20 protein-coding genes are annotated in these 18,343 nt (G+C 38.5%); 3 read left to right on the top strand and 17 right to left on the bottom strand.

All coding sequences use genetic code 11. From position 1 onward, the window contains the following. Positions 1-51: 51 nt before the first annotated feature. The 8 genes from cbpD to PCY12_RS02255 form a co-directional block, all read right to left on the bottom strand. Complete coding sequence (cbpD, locus tag PCY12_RS02290; protein ID WP_301351334.1) at positions 52-1,398, bottom strand: choline binding-anchored murein hydrolase CbpD; 1,347 nt, start codon at positions 1,396-1,398, stop codon at positions 52-54. A gap of 88 nt (positions 1,399-1,486) precedes the next feature. Further along, positions 1,487-1,753 carry a Veg family protein gene (locus PCY12_RS02285; protein ID WP_000128619.1) on the bottom strand — a complete coding sequence of 89 codons (267 nt, stop codon included), beginning with the start codon at positions 1,751-1,753 and terminating at the stop codon, positions 1,487-1,489. Position 1,754: 1 nt separating this feature from the next. Beyond that, positions 1,755-3,107 (bottom strand): replicative DNA helicase, encoded by a 1,353-nt coding sequence (gene dnaB / locus PCY12_RS02280; RefSeq protein ID WP_120770774.1) that lies wholly within the window; start codon positions 3,105-3,107, stop codon positions 1,755-1,757. A 43-nt stretch (positions 3,108-3,150) separates the two neighbouring features. Further along, positions 3,151-3,603 carry a 50S ribosomal protein L9 gene (gene rplI, locus PCY12_RS02275; protein WP_301351333.1) on the bottom strand — a complete coding sequence of 151 codons (453 nt, stop codon included), beginning with the start codon at positions 3,601-3,603 and terminating at the stop codon, positions 3,151-3,153. Further along, positions 3,600-5,573 (bottom strand): DHH family phosphoesterase, encoded by a 1,974-nt coding sequence (locus PCY12_RS02270; protein ID WP_301351332.1) that lies wholly within the window; start codon positions 5,571-5,573, stop codon positions 3,600-3,602. The genes rplI and PCY12_RS02270 overlap by 4 nt, the downstream gene beginning before the upstream one ends. A gap of 135 nt (positions 5,574-5,708) precedes the next feature. Next, the gene (raiA, locus tag PCY12_RS02265) at positions 5,709-6,257 is read right to left on the bottom strand and encodes a ribosome-associated translation inhibitor RaiA (protein ID WP_050142688.1); all 549 of its coding nucleotides are present in this window, start codon (positions 6,255-6,257) and stop codon (positions 5,709-5,711) included. Positions 6,258-6,335: 78 nt separating this feature from the next. Further along, complete coding sequence (locus tag PCY12_RS02260) at positions 6,336-6,998, bottom strand: ComF family protein (RefSeq protein WP_301351330.1); 663 nt, start codon at positions 6,996-6,998, stop codon at positions 6,336-6,338. Then, entirely contained in the window at positions 6,995-8,293 is a 1,299-nt protein-coding gene (locus tag PCY12_RS02255; RefSeq protein WP_301351328.1) for a DEAD/DEAH box helicase, read from the bottom strand. The genes PCY12_RS02260 and PCY12_RS02255 overlap by 4 nt, the downstream gene beginning before the upstream one ends. Positions 8,294-8,348: 55 nt before the next feature. Here PCY12_RS02255 and PCY12_RS02250 point away from each other — a divergent pair, with 55 nt between their 5' ends. The 3 genes from PCY12_RS02250 to cysK all read left to right on the top strand — a co-directional run bounded on the left by PCY12_RS02250 (position 8,349) and on the right by cysK (position 10,466). Next, entirely contained in the window at positions 8,349-8,984 is a 636-nt protein-coding gene (locus PCY12_RS02250; protein ID WP_301351326.1) for a YigZ family protein, read from the top strand. 15 nt (positions 8,985-8,999) lie between these two features. Further along, a complete protein-coding gene (locus PCY12_RS02245; protein WP_301351324.1) occupies positions 9,000-9,443 on the top strand; it encodes a PH domain-containing protein in 444 nt (147 codons plus the stop codon). A gap of 96 nt (positions 9,444-9,539) precedes the next feature. Next, positions 9,540-10,466: a cysteine synthase A gene (gene cysK, locus PCY12_RS02240; RefSeq protein WP_061438556.1), complete on the top strand. Its 927-nt coding sequence runs from the start codon at positions 9,540-9,542 to the stop codon at positions 10,464-10,466. Between the two features lie 121 nt (positions 10,467-10,587). On the opposite strand, the gene tsf is transcribed toward cysK, so the two are convergent. From tsf to pgsA, 9 genes are all read right to left on the bottom strand, one after another. Further along, positions 10,588-11,628: a translation elongation factor Ts gene (gene tsf / locus PCY12_RS02235; protein WP_023936278.1), complete on the bottom strand. Its 1,041-nt coding sequence runs from the start codon at positions 11,626-11,628 to the stop codon at positions 10,588-10,590. Positions 11,629-11,706: 78 nt separating this feature from the next. After that, positions 11,707-12,486: a 30S ribosomal protein S2 gene (rpsB, locus tag PCY12_RS02230; RefSeq protein WP_014017378.1), complete on the bottom strand. Its 780-nt coding sequence runs from the start codon at positions 12,484-12,486 to the stop codon at positions 11,707-11,709. 223 nt (positions 12,487-12,709) lie between these two features. After that, the gene (gene pcsB / locus PCY12_RS02225) at positions 12,710-13,888 is read right to left on the bottom strand and encodes a peptidoglycan hydrolase PcsB (protein ID WP_173283104.1); all 1,179 of its coding nucleotides are present in this window, start codon (positions 13,886-13,888) and stop codon (positions 12,710-12,712) included. A gap of 93 nt (positions 13,889-13,981) precedes the next feature. Further along, on the bottom strand, positions 13,982-14,476 hold the full coding sequence (mreD, locus tag PCY12_RS02220) for a rod shape-determining protein MreD (protein WP_049511280.1): 495 nt from the start codon (positions 14,474-14,476) through the stop codon (positions 13,982-13,984). Next, positions 14,476-15,294: a rod shape-determining protein MreC gene (mreC, locus tag PCY12_RS02215; protein WP_301351321.1), complete on the bottom strand. Its 819-nt coding sequence runs from the start codon at positions 15,292-15,294 to the stop codon at positions 14,476-14,478. Before mreC ends, mreD begins: the two co-directional genes overlap by 1 nt. 55 nt (positions 15,295-15,349) lie before the next feature. Further along, entirely contained in the window at positions 15,350-16,147 is a 798-nt protein-coding gene (locus tag PCY12_RS02210) for an energy-coupling factor transporter transmembrane protein EcfT (RefSeq protein WP_301351319.1), read from the bottom strand. Next, positions 16,140-16,979 (bottom strand): energy-coupling factor transporter ATPase, encoded by an 840-nt coding sequence (locus PCY12_RS02205; RefSeq protein WP_301351318.1) that lies wholly within the window; start codon positions 16,977-16,979, stop codon positions 16,140-16,142. The genes PCY12_RS02210 and PCY12_RS02205 overlap by 8 nt, the downstream gene beginning before the upstream one ends. After that, positions 16,964-17,791 (bottom strand): energy-coupling factor ABC transporter ATP-binding protein, encoded by an 828-nt coding sequence (locus PCY12_RS02200; RefSeq protein ID WP_301351316.1) that lies wholly within the window; start codon positions 17,789-17,791, stop codon positions 16,964-16,966. Before PCY12_RS02200 ends, PCY12_RS02205 begins: the two co-directional genes overlap by 16 nt. Beyond that, the gene (pgsA, locus tag PCY12_RS02195; protein ID WP_000712127.1) at positions 17,788-18,333 is read right to left on the bottom strand and encodes a CDP-diacylglycerol--glycerol-3-phosphate 3-phosphatidyltransferase; all 546 of its coding nucleotides are present in this window, start codon (positions 18,331-18,333) and stop codon (positions 17,788-17,790) included. Before pgsA ends, PCY12_RS02200 begins: the two co-directional genes overlap by 4 nt. Between the last annotated feature and the right edge of the window lie 10 nt (positions 18,334-18,343).

Below are 18,343 nucleotides of genomic sequence, written 5' to 3'. Positions count from 1 at the left end.
CAAGGAAACTGCTTACAGAAAAGAGCAGGAAACATTTCCTACTCCAATTTTCTATACTCGTTCTCCATAACTATTTACTCTGTAGCCATCCACCGTCGTATTAACAGCTAAGGCACCTGAAGAGTAAGAATAATACCACTTACCAGAAACTTGATACCAGCCTGTTTTCATTGCCCCTGAACTATCCAGGTAATACCACGAGCCATTCTCCTTTAACCATCCTGTCTGCATTTCACCAGATGATTTCAAATAATACCAGCTAGAACCATCTTTCAACCAGCCTGTTGATTTAGAGCCATTTGATTTGAAATGATACCAACTACCATTTATTTTCTTCCAACCGACAGTTGAACTGTTATTAGATCCATAGCTAGAGATGTTTCCTGATTGATTCTGATAATTCTGTGAAGAAGTCATCCCCTCTAGCTGGATATAGCGACGACTTCCATTATAAGCCGTATAACTCATCCACTTGTATCCATCTTTTTCGAGAATTTGATCATAATGAACCTTCTCCCCAGGATAATAGTAATCAATCGCAGTTGCACTAGCTAATGGCTGATTTTTGATAGCAGACTTGGTCTTAAAATAATGAGTTCCACCGGTTGAAGAAAGAACAGAATTACCTAGAGGATTTTTATTCACAGCCTCCAATTGAACATAACGATAGCTTCCATTATAGGCAGTATAACTCAACCACTTGTATCCATCTTTTTCGAGAATTTGATCATAATGAACCTTCTCCCCAGGATAATAGTAATCAATTGCAGTTGCGCTAGCTAGAGGTTCAGTTTTAATAGCAGACTTGGTCTTAACATAATGAGTTCCGCCTGTTGAAACTGAGGTTTGACTATTCCCAACACTGCCACCAGCCAAATCTTTAAAATGAATAAATCCTGTCATCGTATTTGCTTTTATACTTCGTTTATTATAGGCTTCTGTATAACCATAGTTATATTCCTCGATCTCAATCTGATCTCCCATTACATTTGACACCCAGGCAACATGCCCATAAGTTCCTGCAGTAGACCAAGCAATAGAGCCAATCGTCGGTGTATTATCTACACGATAGCCTTCACGACGAGCACGATGCCCCCATTCATTCGCATTTCCATAAGCCCTTGGAATCTCAAAACCATTGACACTACTCAAGCGAAAGGCTGCAAATGAAGTACACTGACGAGAGTACATGCGCCACTGATCAATTTCCTGACTCCCATTTTTATAGTAAGCAGGATAATCATCTCCACGCGCAATCGATCCATTTCCTCCGGAATAGGCATAGACACTATCGCCAGTTGCTAGCATCAATCCTACTACTAAAAAAGGAACAACCTTTTTAACCGACTTTCTCAAAGAAAATCCTGTCTCTGTTACTTTGAATGGTAAAACTTTCATTCTTCCTCCTTGAAAAATAATATAAATCGAAGATTACCTTCACTTAAACTATTCGGAGAAAAAAGAAAAAGTGAGAAAATTTCTCACTTTAGTCCAGATAATGAATCAAATTCTTTTCAGTAAGGATATCTGAGTAAGTAAAGGATTCAACGTAAACATTAGCTTGTTTATCTCCTTCCACATTCCCAAATTCCACAATAAATAGGGATGGATAAACTTCAATTAACTTACCCAATCTATTTTTTTGACGCTTACGCCCATTTTCCAAAGTCATTTCAATTACATGACCCTCATGCGCCTTGATTTCCTCTTTAATTTTTTTCATCTTAGCTACATCTGTAAATGCGTCTGTCATCTTATGCCTCCCTTTTTGATATACTTGAAAATTTATTGTATTCTTTTTGGAAAATTAATTCCACTGTTCCACGAGCTCCACTACGGTTTTTCTCAATAATAACTTCCACCTTATTATTTGGGATACCTTCCTCTTCTTCACCACCACGCTCATAGTAGTCGTCACGATAAAGAAAGGCTACGATATCAGCATCCTGCTCAATAGATCCCGATTCACGAATATCAGACAAGACTGGCCTCTTGTCCTGACGTTGTTCTACACCACGAGACAACTGACTTAGAGCAATTACTGGAACTTTCAGTTCCTTGGCTAGGATTTTCAACTGACGTGAAATTTCTGAAACTTCTTGTTGACGATTTTCTCGGCCTGTACCTGTAATCAATTGCAAGTAATCTATCAAAATCAAACCAAGATTGCCCGTTTCTTGAGCCAATTTACGAGAACGAGAACGAATCTCTGTAATCCGAATCCCTGGCGTATCATCGATATAGATACTTGCATTCGCTAGATTCCCTTGAGCAATGGTATACTTTTGCCATTCCTCATCAGTCAATTGACCCGTACGGATAGAATGGGATTCCACCAAACCTTCTGCAGCTAACATACGGTCTACTAGACTTTCCGCACCCATTTCGAGCGAAAAGATAGCAACCGTTTTATCCAACTTAGTCCCAATATTCTGAGCAATATTCAAGGCAAAGGCTGTCTTACCAACCGCTGGACGGGCTGCTAGAATAATCAACTCCTCCTCGTGCAGACCAGTCGTCATATGATCCAAATCACGATAGCCTGTCGCAATACCTGTAATATCGGTCGTTTGTTGCGAACGAGCTTCCAGATTTCCAAAGTTGATATTCAACACATCTCGAATGTTCTTAAATCCACTTCGATTAGCATTTTCACTGACATCAATCAGGCCTTTTTCTGCCTGAGCAATAATTTCATCAGCTGGTTGTGACGCTTCGTAAGCTTGGTTGACAGACTCTGTCAACTTGGCAATTAAACGACGTAGCATTGCTTTTTCTGCAACAATCTTAGCATAATACTCCGCATTAGCAGAAGTTGGCACAGAATTGACAATCTCAACCAGGTAAGACAGGCCACCAATATTCTGTAAATCCCCTTGATTATCAAGAATGGTGCGAACAGTTGTTGCATCTATGGCATCACCACGATCGGATAAATCGACCATAGCTTGGAAAATCAAACGATGGGCATACTTAAAAAAGTCCCGAGACTCAATGTATTCTCGCACAAAAACAAGTTTACTCTCGTCAATAAAGATAGCCCCTAAAACAGATTGCTCAGCTAAGATATCTTGAGGTTGTACTCGTAACTCTTCTACTTCTGCCATCAGACTGCCCTTCCTTTTACAATATTGTCAAGAAGGTGTAAACTTATCCTTCTTTCACACGAAGATTGATTACACTTGTAATATCTTGATAGATTTTCACTGGTACATCGATTAAACCAACCGCTCGAATCGGAGCTTGTACTTGGATATGACGTTTATCAATCTTAATTCCAAATTGCTTTTGCAATTCTTCTGCAATCTTCTTATTGGTAATCGAACCAAAGGTACGACCATCTGGACCAACTTTTTCAACAAATTCTACAACCGTTTCTTCTGCTTCAAGTTGGGCTTTAATTACTTTTGCTTCTGCAATCATTTCAGCGTGAGCTTTTTCTTCAGATTTTTGTTTACCACGAAGCTCACCTACCGCTTGAGCAGTCGCTTCTTTGGCTAGGTTCTTTTTGATAAGAAAGTTTTGCGCATACCCTGTTGGTACTTCCTTAATTTCGCCTTTTTTACCTTTTCCTTTAACATCTGCTAAAAAGATTACTTTCATTCTTCTTTCTCCTTTTCCTTTATTTCATTTAATACAATTTCTGTCAGTTTTTCACCTGCTTCTGACAAGGTTAAATCTTTAATTTGAGCTGCTGCCAAATTAAAGTGACCTCCACCGCCTAACTCTTCCATAATTCGTTGTACATTCAGCTTACTACGACTTCGAGCTGAGATCGAGATAAATCCTTGTGTATTCTTCGCAAGAACAAAACTCGCTTCAATACCTGACATAGCTAACATGGCATCTGCTGCCTTACTAATAACAACTGTATCATAGCATTTCGAGTCCTTAGCCTCTGCTATCAATACATCTGAACCTAATTTACGCCCCTGTAAAATCAGTTCATTGACCTCACGATATTCTTCAAAATCTGTCGCAGCGATTTCTTGGATAGCAATACTATCACTTCCGCGCGTTCTGAGATAGCTAGCAACATCAAATGTCCGACTAGTCACTCGTGAGGTGAAATTTTTAGTATCCAGCATCATACCAGCCATCAAGACACTGGCTTGCATACGACTCAAACGATTTTTCTTAGAATTCTGGAACTGAATCAGTTCTGTTACTAACTCACTGGCACTGCTTGCACCACTTTCGATATAAGTGATAACTGCATTGTCTGGGAAATCCTGATCCCTTCTATGGTGGTCAATAACAATAGTTTGGGTAAATAAATCATAAAATTCTTTTGATAATGTTAAGGCTGTCTTTGAATGGTCTACAAGAATCAACAAAGAACGATTAGTCACCATCCCCATTGCATCCTTAACAGACAACAACTTCGTAACTCCTTCTTTTTCTAAGAATGAAACAGCTCGTTCAATATCTGGAGACATTTGATTTTCATCATAAAGAGCATAGCTATTTTCAATCACATTGCTGGCAAACAACTGCATACCTACAGCAGAGCCCAAGGCATCCATATCTAAATTTCTATGTCCAACTACAAACACTTGATCCACACTACGAATCTTATCAGATATGGCTGTCATCATTGATCGAGTACGGGTACGAGTGCGCTTGATGGACGCAGCCGACCCACCACCAAAGTAGACTGGATTTTTCGTTTCATCATTCTCCTTGACAACCACCTGGTCGCCACCACGTACTTCAGCCAAGTTCAAGTTGAGCAAAGCAACTTTCCCGATTTCATCATGATTTCCATCACCATAAGAAAATCCCATACTTAAGGTCAAGGGCAACTGTCTCTGTTTCGACTCTTCTCTGAAAGCATCTATAACAGAAAATTTATCATTCATCAAGCCCTCAAGCACTGTGTAGTCAGTAAATAGATAAAATCGATCCATACTTACCCGACGAGAAAACATCATGTATTTTTCTGAAAACTCTGATATAAAATTAGCTACAAAACTATTGATTTGACTAATATCTGACTCAGAAGTTGCATCCTCCAAATCATCATAATTATCCACAGACACAACTCCAATCACTGGTCGACTCGTTACTAACTCATCTGTTATGGCTTGCTCCCTGGATACATCTACAAAATACAAAACACCGGAAGAAGCATCCATATGAACAGCATAACGCTTCTCACCCAGTTTGGCATAAGTAGACGGATTTCCTACTGAAGCCTTGATAATCGTTTGAACAGCTTCCAAATCAAAATCGCCATCTTCCTTGGTCAAAATCAATTCAGCATAGGGATTAAACCACTCAACCTCTCCAGAAGATAAATTCAATTTCATAACACCTACAGGTATCTGTTCCAATAGAGCTGTCAAACTTTCTTCCGCTTGGTGGTTTACATACTGGATTTGTTCTACTTCACTCCTTGTATAATGCACTCTCAGTTTCTTAAATAAAAAAACATAGCCTCCTACAAAAAGAAACAAAATTAAAAGCGTCAACAGATTATTATTAACAAAAATAATGAAAGTGGATAAGACTCCAAACGCAATCAATCCTACTAAAATAGGAAAGAATGGACTTACATAAAATTTTTTCATTCCAAACCTCTTGGCACCCATTATACCATAATACCCCTCAAAAAGCGACTTTTTAAAAGTGTAATCAGTAATTCTATCAATTATAAGAAAAAGGAGGTTTACAATTCAGTAAACCTACCTTTACACATATTGAAATTAAGATTCTTTAACTTCTAACAAACCAATTTCGCCATCCTCACGACGATAAATCACATTGGTTGTCTGATCTTCAACATCCACATAGATAAAGAAATCATGTCCTAACAAATCCATTTGTAGAATAGCTTCTTCCAAATCCATTGGTTTTAAATCAATTTGTTTTGAACGAACAACTTTAGACTGGACAACATTTGAATCTTCCACCAAAGCATCTGTAAATAATTGACTAGTTGCTACCTTATTTTTATTTTTACGCTCGATTTTTGTTTTATTTTTACGAATCTGACGTTCAATTTTATCGGTTACAAGGTCAATTGAACCATACATATCTTGAGACACATCTTCTGCACGAAGAGTAATAGAGCCAAGCGGAATCGTTACTTCCACTTTAGCAGTTTTTTCACGATACACCTTCAAGTTAACTCGAGCATCCAACTCTTGTTCAGCTTGAAAATACTTTTCGATCTTTTCGAGTTTAGAAACTACATAATCACGAATTGCTTCTGTTACTTCTAGGTTTTCACCACGGATACTATATTTAATCATATGAGTACCTTCTTTCTAAACATTTTTGTTTTTATGATTTTATTATAACGCTTTCATTCTATTTTTGCAAATTTTTCCTCATCTTACAAGGGAAAATGTTTTTACATCCTCAGCACCAGCTTCTTCCAGCAGTTTCTTCACACGATTTATAGTTGTTCCTGTAGTATAAATATCATCTATAAGTAGGATTTTCTTAGGAATGCGGACTCCACTTTTAATAAAGAAAGGAAGTTCTGTCGCCAAGCGCTCTGAGCGACTTTTAGAAGAACTGGCTCGTTCTTCTCTTTTCTCTAGTAAGTCTTGAAAAGAGAACCCTGCTGCTTCAACTAAACCTTCAACCTGATTAAATCCTCTATCAGCATATCTATCAGGGCTTAGGGGAATGACTACAAATTGGTACTCTTTGTACTTTTTCAACTCCTCACTTAAAAATGAAGAAAAAACTTTTCTTAAAAGGAAGTCTCCATCAAATTTATATCGACTAAAAAAATCCTTCATAGCTTGATTGTAAGTGAAAATCGCTCTATGACTGACCTCAACTCCTTCTTTACACCAAAATTGACAATCTTGACACTTTGTTGACAATCCTATTTTCATACAGTTTGGACAGTTCTCTTCCCCAATTCTTTCAAAAGTAGAATCACAATCTAAACAAAGACAGGAGGCATCATTCTTCAGAAGTAAGAGACTACTAAAAGTTAAAACAGTCTTCATAGTCTGCCCACATAACAAGCACTTCATAGACCAGCCTCCTTATTCATCATCTGAATTTCCTTAATCGCCTTCTTGATTGAATCATTTAACCCATCATGGAAGAAAAGCAAATCTCCTGTCGGTCTATCCATGCTTCGTCCAACTCGTCCACCAATTTGAATCAAACTAGACTTGGTAAACAAACGATGATTGGCCTCTACTACGAAAACGTCCACACAAGGGAAGGTAACCCCACGCTCCAATATCGTCGTACTAATAAGTATTGTCAGTTCTCCATCTCGAAAAGCTTGCACCTGCTCTAATCGATCCTCTGTTACAGAAGATACAAAGCCAATTTTCTCATTTGGAAATTGCTCCTGTAAGATTTCTTTTAACTGCTCCCCTTTCTTAATTTCTGAAGCAAAAATGAGTAACGGATAACCTGTCTTTCTCTGCTTATCAATATAGGACTTTAACTTTGGTGACAACCGATTTTTCTCTAAACAGTGATTAAAATCCGATAACCAGACAGGTTTAGGAATAATCAACGGATTTCCATGAAATCGTCTAGGCAAACTCAACCTTTTTAATTCTCCTAAACGGACTTTCCTATCTAACTCATCGGTAGAAGTCGCTGTTAAAAAGATTCTCAGCCCATTCTCCTTTACACTATTCTTGATAGCATGGTAAAGCGTGGGATTATCAACATAAGGAAAGGCATCTACTTCATCCACTATCAGCAAATCAAAAGCTTGATAAAATTTCAATAACTGATGGGTCGTCGCAACAACTAGTGGTGTTCGAAAATACGGCTTTGATTCTCCATGTAGGAGGGCTATCTCGCAAGCAAAATCATCTTGCAGGCGTTTGTATAGCTCCAAACAAACATCTATGCGAGGACTGGCCAAACACACTGCACCACCCGCATTGATTACTTTAGCTACAACTTGATAAATCATTTCTGTCTTTCCAGCTCCTGTTACCGCATGAACTAAGGTTGGCTCCTGCTTGTCTACTGCTTGAATCAGTCCCTCTGACACCTTCTCTTGAAAAGGAGTTAATTGACCACGCCATTTAAGAACATCTTGCTTCGGAAAATCCTCCTGTGGAAAATAGTATAAAGCTTGATCACTCCTGACTCGCTTCATCAGTAAACACTCCCTACAATAGTAAGCACCGATGGGCAAATACCATTCATCTAAAATAGCACTATTACAACGTTGACAGAAAAGTTTCCCTTTCTCCTTTCTCATTGCTGGAAGTTTCTCCGCCAACTGACGTTCTTCTTCTGTTAATTCATTCTCCGTAAACAAACGACCGAGATAATTTGGATTTACTTTCATACTTCTTTATTCGTAAAAACTAGCGCTTTAGATGATTTTTTAGTACAATTAAATCATGGAATTTAGAACAATTAAAGAGGACGGTCAAGTCCAAGAAGAAATCAAAAAATCACGCTTTATCTGTCATGCCAAGCGTGTTTATAGTGAAGAAGAGGCTCGTGACTTCATTACTGCCATCAAAAAAGAACACTACAAAGCGACACATAACTGCTCTGCCTTTATTATTGGAGAACGTAGTGAAATTAAACGTACAAGTGATGATGGTGAGCCTAGTGGTACTGCTGGTGTTCCCATGCTTGGGGTACTAGAAAATCACAATCTCACCAATGTCTGTGTGGTCGTGACACGCTACTTTGGTGGTATTAAACTAGGCGCTGGAGGACTAATCCGTGCTTACGCCGGGAGTGTCGCCTTAGCTGTCAAAGAAATTGGTATTATTGAAATAAAAGAACAGGCTGGCATTGCTATTCAAATGTCTTATGCTCAGTACCAAGAGTACAGTAACTTCCTTAAAGAACATGATCTCATGGAGCTGGACACAAACTTTACAGATCAAGTCGATACGATGATTTATGTTGATAAAGAAGAAAAAGAAACTATTAAAGCTGCACTTGTAGAGTTTTTTAATGGAAAAATCACTTTAACTGACCAAGGTTTACGTGAAGTTGAAGTTCCTGTAAACTTAGTGTAAACAAAGGAGAGAAATATGGTATTTGGAACATTCATTCAAGGACTCGCTGGTAACTTTAGCGAGCAAAACAAAGAAACTCTCATCAAAGAATATGGACAATATCTACTAGAAAATGAAGAAATTCAAAGTGGATATAAACTGATCCGTGACTCAATTATATTTACAAATATCCGTATTATCTTTACAGATAAACAAGGCGCTACTGGTCGTAAGATGTCCATTAAATCAATCTTTTTAATGAACATTATTAACGTTGAAATGGAAACTGCAGGAGCAGGTATAGATGATAGTGAAATAACGATTACTTATTTAGAAAATATCTTTCTAAAAGCACATAATGAGCATTTTAGTGCTCATAAATTTGAATTCCCGAAGAAAACGGATATCGTTTTCCTTTACACCTATTTACTAGAATTAGCTGAACACAATCGCTTAAAAATTAATGGCTTAGACCTATGATATAAAAAAATCCTATCGCTCCGATAGGATTTCTATATTTTACAAATGATATAGATAGCGTTATACTAGAAATATCTTATACAAAGAGGTATTCATATGTCTATTTATAACAACATTACTGAACTAGTCGGTCAAACACCGATTGTTAAACTTAACAACATCGTGCCAGAAGGTGCTGCGGACGTCTATGTAAAGCTTGAATCATTTAATCCTGGTTCATCTGTAAAAGACCGTATTGCCCTTAGCATGATTGAAAAAGCTGAACAAGATGGTATTCTGAAACCTGGTTCTACTATTGTTGAAGCAACAAGTGGAAATACTGGTATTGGACTTTCATGGGTAGGGGCTGCTAAAGGGTATAAAGTTGTCATCGTTATGCCTGAAACTATGAGTGTAGAACGCCGTAAGATTATCCAAGCCTATGGTGCTGAACTCGTCCTTACGCCTGGTAGCGAAGGAATGAAGGGTGCTATTGCTAAGGCTCAAGAAATCGCTGCTGAACGTGATGGCTTCCTTCCTCTTCAATTTGACAATCCAGCTAATCCAGAAGTACACGAAAGAACAACAGGAGCTGAAATACTAGCTGCTTTCGATAAAGATGGACTAGATGCCTTTGTTGCTGGAGTGGGTACCGGTGGAACGATTTCTGGTGTTTCTCATGCACTCAAATCAGCAAATTCAAACATTCAAGTTTATGCAGTGGAAGCTGATGAATCTGCTATTCTATCTGGTGAAAAACCTGGTCCTCACAAAATTCAAGGTATCTCAGCTGGATTTATTCCTGATACACTTGATACTAAAGCCTATGATGGTATCGTTCGCGTAACATCAGATGATGCTCTTGCACTCGGCCGTGAAATTGGTGGAAAAGAAGGCTTCCTTGTAGGGATTTCTTCAGCTGCAGCTATCTACGGAGCCATCGAGGTTGCCAAAAAATTAGGTACAGGTAAAAAAGTTCTTGCTCTAGCACCAGATAACGGTGAACGTTATCTCTCTACAACACTCTATGAATTTGAAGTTTAGTCTCCTAAATGCACTTAGCCCTTATTATAGGGCTTTTTATTTTTACCTTGAAAATAGGAAGCTCTCCCTATAGGGATCGACTGCATAGAAAAAAGGAAGCAAATTTACTTCCTTTCTATAATTAGTTATTCAAGGCTGCTGCCATTGTAGCTGCAACTTCAGCTTCGAAGTCGTTTGCAGCTTTTTCGATACCTTCACCAACTTCAAAGCGAGCGAACTCAACTACTGAAGCGTTAACTGATTCAAGATATGCTTCAACTGTCTTGCTATCATCCATGATGTAAACTTGTGCAAGAAGTGTGTAAGCTTGGTCAACTTTAGTATTGTCAAGCATGAAGCGATCCATTTTACCTGGGATAATTTTGTCCCAGATTTTTTCTGGTTTACCTTCTGCAGCCAACTCAGCTTTGATGTCAGCTTCAGCTTGAGCAATCACTTCATCAGTCAATTGAGCTTTTGATCCATACTTCAAGTGTGGAAGAGCTGGTTTGTTAACCATTGCACGGCTTTCGTTGTCTTGGTCGATAACGTGGTTCAATTGTGCCAACTCATCTTTAACGAATTGCTCATCCAATTCTTTGTAAGAAAGAACTGTTGGTTTCATAGCAGCGATGTGCATTGAAATTTGTTTAGCAAGTGCTTCGTCTCCACCTTCGATTACAGAGATAACACCGATACGTCCACCGTTGTGTTGGTATGCTCCGAAGTGCTGTGCATCTGTTTTTTCAATCAAAGCAAAGCGACGGAATGAGATTTTTTCTCCGATAGTCGCTGTTGCAGATACGTATGCAGCTTCAAGAGTTTCACCTGAAGGCATAGTCAAAGCAAGTGCTTCCTCATTATTAGCTGGTTTTCCTTCAACGATTGCTTTAGCTGTTGCGTTTACCAACTCAACAAATTGAGCGTTTTTCGCAACGAAGTCAGTTTCAGCATTTACTTCAACAACTGCTGCAATGTTACCGTCAACATAAACACCAGTCAAACCTTCTGCAGCAACACGGTCAGCTTTCTTAGCTGCCTTAGCCATACCTTTTTCACGAAGCAATTCAATCGCTTTTTCGATGTCACCGTCTGTTTCTACAAGCGCTTTTTTAGCGTCCATAACACCGGCACCAGATTTTTCACGCAACTCTTTTACAAGTTTAGCTGTAATTTCTGCCATTTTGATTCTCCTATATTTTTTAAAAATAGGAGAGCCGGGCTAAGCCCCGCCCTCCTAGGTAATTACTATTTATATAAATTAAGCGTTGTCGCCTTCTACAACTTCAACGATTTCTTCAATTGAATCTGCTTGAGTTTCTGAAGCTGCAAATTCTGCTTCAACCGCTGCTGCATCTTCACCTTGACGTCCTTCGATGATAGCGTCAGCCAATTTAGCTGTAATCAATTTAACAGCGCGGATAGCGTCATCGTTAGCTGGGATGATTACATCGATATCATCTGGATCAGTGTTTGTGTCAACCATCGCTACAACTGGGATTCCCAATTTTTTAGCTTCTTTAACAGCGATTTGCTCTTTATGTGGGTCAACTACGTACATCACATCTGGGATACGAGGCATATCTTCGATACCACCCAAGAATTTTTCAAGACGTGCACGTTGTTTGTTAAGAAGTGCAACTTCTTTCTTAGGAAGAACTTCAAAAGTTCCATCTTCTTCCATACGTTTGATTTCTTTCAAACGAGCGATACGCTTTTGGATTGTTCCCCAGTTTGTAAGAGTTCCACCCAACCAACGGTGGTTGATGAAGTATTGACCTGAACGTACTGCTTCTTCAGCAACTGCATCAGCTGCTTGTTTCTTAGTACCAACGAACAATACAACTGCATCGTTAGCTGCCGCATCACGCATGAAGTCGTATGCTTGGTCAGCGTATTTTACAGTTTGTTGCAAGTCGATAACGTGGATTCCGTTACGCTCTGTAAAGATGTATTTAGCCATCTTAGGGTTCCAGCGACGAGTTTGGTGACCAAAGTGTACACCAGCCTCAAGAAGTTGTTTCATTGAAATTACTGCCATGAGTATTTCTCCTTTTTGTTTTTTTCCTCTTCTTGACTTCAACTCGCAAAACGACCCAAGGGCAACTGCTTCACAATTCATCAAGAATGAGTATTATCGTTCACACGACAATTTTTATTTTACCATACTTTTCCAATATTTTCAAGCTATTTTGATATAATTTTTAATAGGGATTGTCACGGTAAAACCTGAAAAAGAGGGCTCTATTCGAGTCCCTCTGTAATTAGTCTGCATAAATATATGTTACAAAACCTTCAGAAGTCGTTGTTGGATTGAACCATCCACGGTGATTTCCAATTGTACGATTACCTGCATAATTTGATTCTGATACTTGGATACGTGTTGTTGATTCAACAGCTGTAACAACCGCTACGTGTCCATATCCACCATCGTTCCAACATGCAATTGCCCCAACTTGAGGGGTTGAACCTGTACGGAAACCTGCTGCTGCTGCACTTGTGGCCCACTGTGCTCCATTACCCCAGTAGTCTCCAGCCCAAGGTGCCAATGTTTTTACTCCCCATGTACATTCTCCAATTGGATAAGTTGAGGCATTTGTGTTATATGTTGGACGTACTTTAGCCTGAACAGGTGCTACTGCAGATTCAGATACTGCTTGTACCTGTGCTGTTAGGTTTGTATTCCCTGAAGCAAGTACTGATTGTTGTTGGCTAGCTTGTTTTTCTTTATAAGCTGCTTCTGCTGCCGCAGCTGCACGAGCCTCTGCCTCAGCTGCTGCTTTTTGCTCTAATAGACTTGCCTTTTCCCCTTCAGCTGTCGCTTTCTCAGCAGCAAGACTCAATTCAGCAGCTTTTAGTTCTGCCTGTTTCGTAGTCAATGCTTGAGCATCATCAGCTAATTTTTGTTGATTAGCAATTACAGTATTGATAGCATCATTATTTGCTACTTGTTTTTCAGAAATAGCTTTTTTATCTGCCTTTTGTTGTTCTAACATTTTGTTGTTTGCAGATACGATTTCACTCATTGCAGCAACACGTGAAATAGCTTCTGTAATTGATTTTGAGTTTACGATTGTATTGATGTAGCTAGTTGCGGCTCCATTTGTTTGAGCACTACGAGCTTGTTTTTCCAAAGATTGGTTACGAGAAACAATGTTTTTAGAAAGTTCTGTAATCTCACCCTCGAGTTTCTTAGATTCTGCTTGTAATCTATCATTTTCAGATTGCAAGTTAGATTGCTCTGCTTGAATAGCAGATACTTGCTCCTGAATTTGATCAACTTGTTTTTGTGCTTCTTCTTGTTGTGCTGTTAAGTTACTAATTTTATTATCTTGAGCAGCAATTTTGTCATCAGTCGTTTCTGCATGAGCAGTCGTCAATACTGCTGCCTGGGAAACCATTACTGTACTTAATAAAAGTGACGCTAAGATTTTTTTCTTCATATTACGTAGATACTCCTTCTTTTAAAGACAATACTAGTATACCAAAAAAAGGCCTAATGAATATTACGCCTTTGTTACATTTTTGTTTCTTTCTTATAGATAATATTTTTCAAAAATAAATTGAAAAACAGTAATCCATAAAAAATTTAAAATCATCGTCGGTACCAAGCTATAGACTATAAAAATCGACATGTTATCCACTGTCAGCCCTACCATAAAAGCCAAAAGATAACTACCCATTTCAAACAGGAATGTCAGGACAATCATGGCTAGCATTCGTGTCCAACGATTCAACAAAATAACACTATTCAATTTATGAAGAAAGGCTCCCAACAAGATAAATAAGAGAGTTGCAATCCCTATTAAATGGAAAAAGTAAACATCGTAAACCAAGCCTATCACAAAACAATAGACTAGGTAGAGATACTCTGATACTTCTATCGTCTCAAATAAGAGAAATAAAAACAGAAAATGACTAGCCAAATGTACATGGGGGAAAAATGAGCCCAGAAGCTGGCTAATATGGGCGTCAATTAGAACAAAGAAAGGGAGCAATAAAAACACTCCAACCCGCTTCAACTGTCTCATTATGAATTCCCCACTAATTCTATCACATCCACATTATGAGTATCAGCACTCAATTTAACAGTTACTTCTCGTGTCAAATAGTCTGTACTATGCGTTGTGGCAACCACTTCACCTACAGGAATATCCGCAACGTTAAAGTTTCCTAATCCACCCGTTGTCACCTTATCGCCTGTACTAATATCGCTATTACTATTTAATTGACTAATTTTAAGAACTTCATTTTCCTTGTCGTAGCCAACAATAATTCCATAAATTGTGGTAGTGCCGTGTTGAATTTTAACAGAAATCTTATCAGCATTTTCCGTATTTGTCAGAAGGTTGACTATAGTAGAGTTCTCCTCTACTTTTGAAACACTCCCAATCAAGCCACCATTTGCAATAGCTAACATGTTCTCAGAAGCCCCTTTTGATTTACCTACATCTAAGGTCAATTCCTGTTTCCAAGATACCGGAGAACGCATAATAACATCTGCTGCCAAAGTCTGTGTAGCTTGCAATTTGGACTTCATATCAAGCAATTGGCGCAGTTGCTCATTTTCCGTCTTTAAACTTTCCGCCTCATTTGATTTAACTTCTAATTGATAAAGCTGTTTCTTCAAACTTTCATTTTCATTATATGTTCGTGTCAAATGAGCCAAATCTGATTTGACAGAATCAAACCACTGAAAAGGTTTTTGTACAACCCTATCAACCAATGAGATTCCATCTCCTAATTTTGTCACAATTGTACTTGAATAAGTCGTCGCTAAGAGAGCTGACACAAGCAGAACAGTGACAAAAACAATAATGACATATTTTGATTTTTTAAAACGGTTCATATCCCTACCTTTATATCAAAAACTGTTACAGTAACTTTTTATCAATTCCTGAAAGCTACCAAGATTTTAAGAAAAATAAACAACAACCAAGTACGATAATAACAAGAATAGTCAGCGTATCCTTTCGAGTCCATTCCAATTGTCGGTATTGACTTCTGCCTTTTCCACCCTGATAACCACGCGCTTCCATGGCGATAGCCAAGGAATCCGCACGTTTTAAACTTGTCGCAAAAAGAGGAATCAAAATGGGAATCATAGCCTTTACTTTTTGAACGATGCTTCCTTCACCAAAATCCACTCCACGCGCTTTCTGTGCATTCATAATCCGCGTCGTATCGTCCATTAAGGTCGGAACAAAACGTAGACTCATGGACAGCATCAACCCAATTTCATGAACTGGAACTTTCACACGCTTTAAAGGTGCTAATAAAGCTTCGACAGCTGATGCCAAACTTAAGGGCATGGTCGTTAAGGTTAACAAAGTTGAAAAGAAAATAATCAATACAAAACGACAAAAAATAATTCCAGCTTGTTGCAAAGCATAATCCGTGATTCTCACAAACGAAAACTCAAATAAAACATTCCCATTAGAAATGAAAAACAGTTGAAAAATAGTTGTGAAGGCAATCAAGAAAAACATAGACTTCAAGCCCTGAATAAAAAATGAAAGAGATACTCCTGACAAGGCAATAAATATCCCTGTCGCTATAAAAAGAATCAGATTCGTCAAGGGGTTATTAGCCCAAAACACAATCAAAATCAGTAGCATCATAGCAAGCAATTTGCTACGTGGATCCAATCGGTGAACAATCGAATCCCCTGGGATATAACGCCCCAAAATCATACTATCCATTTAGCGACTCCTTGAACTCCTCTATCTTAATCGGTAATCGTTTAAATGACACGCCTCTATCCGCCAATCGTTTACAAAAGGCCGTAATTTTAGGTACTCCCAACTGAACTTCTTCCATAAAAACAACGTCTTGAAAGACATCACTTGGTTTACCCCCCTTTACTAAACGTCCCTTTTCCATTACATAGACTTGATTTGCATATTCAGCAACATCATCCATCAAATGTGTTACCAAGACGATGGTCATCCCTGACTGGTGGAGTTTTCTGAACAGGGTCATCAACTCTTTTCTCCCTAGAGGATCTAGACCAGCTGTGGGCTCATCTAAGACTAATATAGATGGCTCCATTGCAAGTATACCTGCAATGGCTACACGTCTCATTTGTCCACCTGACAGCTCAAACGGACTACGATCAAAAAGTGATTCATCAATTCCAACCAGAGCCAGTTTCTCACGCGCAATCTTCTCCGCATCTTCTTCAGAAACTCCAAAATTTTGTGGTCCAAAAGCAACGTCTTTCAAAACCGTTTCTTCAAAAATCTGATTTTCAGCAAACTGAAATACCAAGCCAACCTGTTTTCTAATTTGACGAATATCTTTATTTTTAGAAGTCGAGGTAATTAAGGTATCAAAAACTCGCACACTCCCTTGACTTGGAACTAATAAACCATTTAATAGTTGTAAAATAGTTGATTTGCCACTACCTGTATGCCCAATTAAAGCCGTATAAGAACCATCTTCAATCGTCAAAGAAACATCTGACAAAGCTGTTGAAGCTAAGGGAGTCCCTTCTTGATATATAAAATTCACATTTTCTAGAGCAATTCCCATAGCTTATCCTCTAGCTCACTTTCTGTCAAATAATTTTCAGGTAAATCATAGCCATTCTGGCTCAAAGAATGTTTTAATTGATTGGCAAAAGGATCGTCTAATCCAATTTGATCTGAATCATTTCGAGAGAAAAGTTCTCTTGGGCTACTGGTTGATTCAATTTCCCCTTTTTTCATGACCAACACACGATCACTCATGGCAACTTCTTCCAAATCATGGGTAATGGAAATGACCGTCATATCATAGTCTTTCCGAATTCCTTTTACTGTCTCAATCAGTTCTCTACGCCCCTCAGGATCCAACATACTCGTTGCCTCATCTAGGATTAAAATAGCTGGTCTTAGGGCTACAACACCTGCAATAGCCACACGTTGCTTTTGACCACCTGATAGACGTGCTGGCTCTCTCTTTTTAAACTCCAACATGCCAACCAAATCCAGAGCTTCCTCCACTCTCTTTTTCATTTCTTGACGAGAAAGTCCCTGATTTTCCAAACCAAAGGCAACATCATCTTCAACAGTCGCTCCAACAAATTGATTGTCTGGATTTTGAAAAACCATACCGATTTGACGACGTATATTCCAAACATTTTCCTCAGTCAAACGTTGCCCATCAATTACAATCTCTCCAGATTCTGCTTCCAGTAAGCCATCAATTAATCGAACCGTCGTTGATTTACCACTACCATTATGCCCTACAATCGAAAGCCATTCTCCACGTTTCACGTGAAACGTAATATCCTTCACATCATAGTATTCTTGACTTTCCTTATAACGAAAAGAAAGATTTTTTACATCAATTATTGATTTCATTTCGAACCAAATGTCCCTTTAAATACATAGGCACTACCCTTGAAATAATCATAGCCAGAGTAGATAGTGAAAAATAAGGCTACATAAAGTAGAACTTGACCAAGCAAAGTCCAATGTAATAGCAAGAAAATAATCGCAAACATCTGACTAAAAGTTTTAATTTTTCCAGGCATTGCCGCTGCTAAAACCGTTCCACCAGTTTCAACCAATAAAAGCCTTAAACCTGTCACAGCTAACTCACGACAGATGATCACTGCAACAATCCAAGCCGGAGCCATACCTAACTCAATCAGCATAATAAAAGCCGACATAACTAGTAGTTTATCCGCCATAGGATCTGCAAATTTACCGAAATTACTGACTACATTCCATTTACGAGCTAAATATCCATCTAAATAGTCGGTAATACTGGCAATAGCAAAGATAATAGCTGCCACTATATGACTCTCTATCGAATTTCCTATCGTTAAAATAAAGATAAAAATAGGTATAAAGAGAATTCGACCTATTGTTAAGAGATTGGGAATTTGTTCTTTTTTCATTCGTTTTTCC

Source organism: Streptococcus sp. SPS1 (assembly GCF_030439915.1).
GTDB lineage: Bacteria > Bacillota > Bacilli > Lactobacillales > Streptococcaceae > Streptococcus.
Note: the sequence above shows the minus strand (reverse complement) of the source record. Positions and strands in the feature narration are given on the sequence as shown.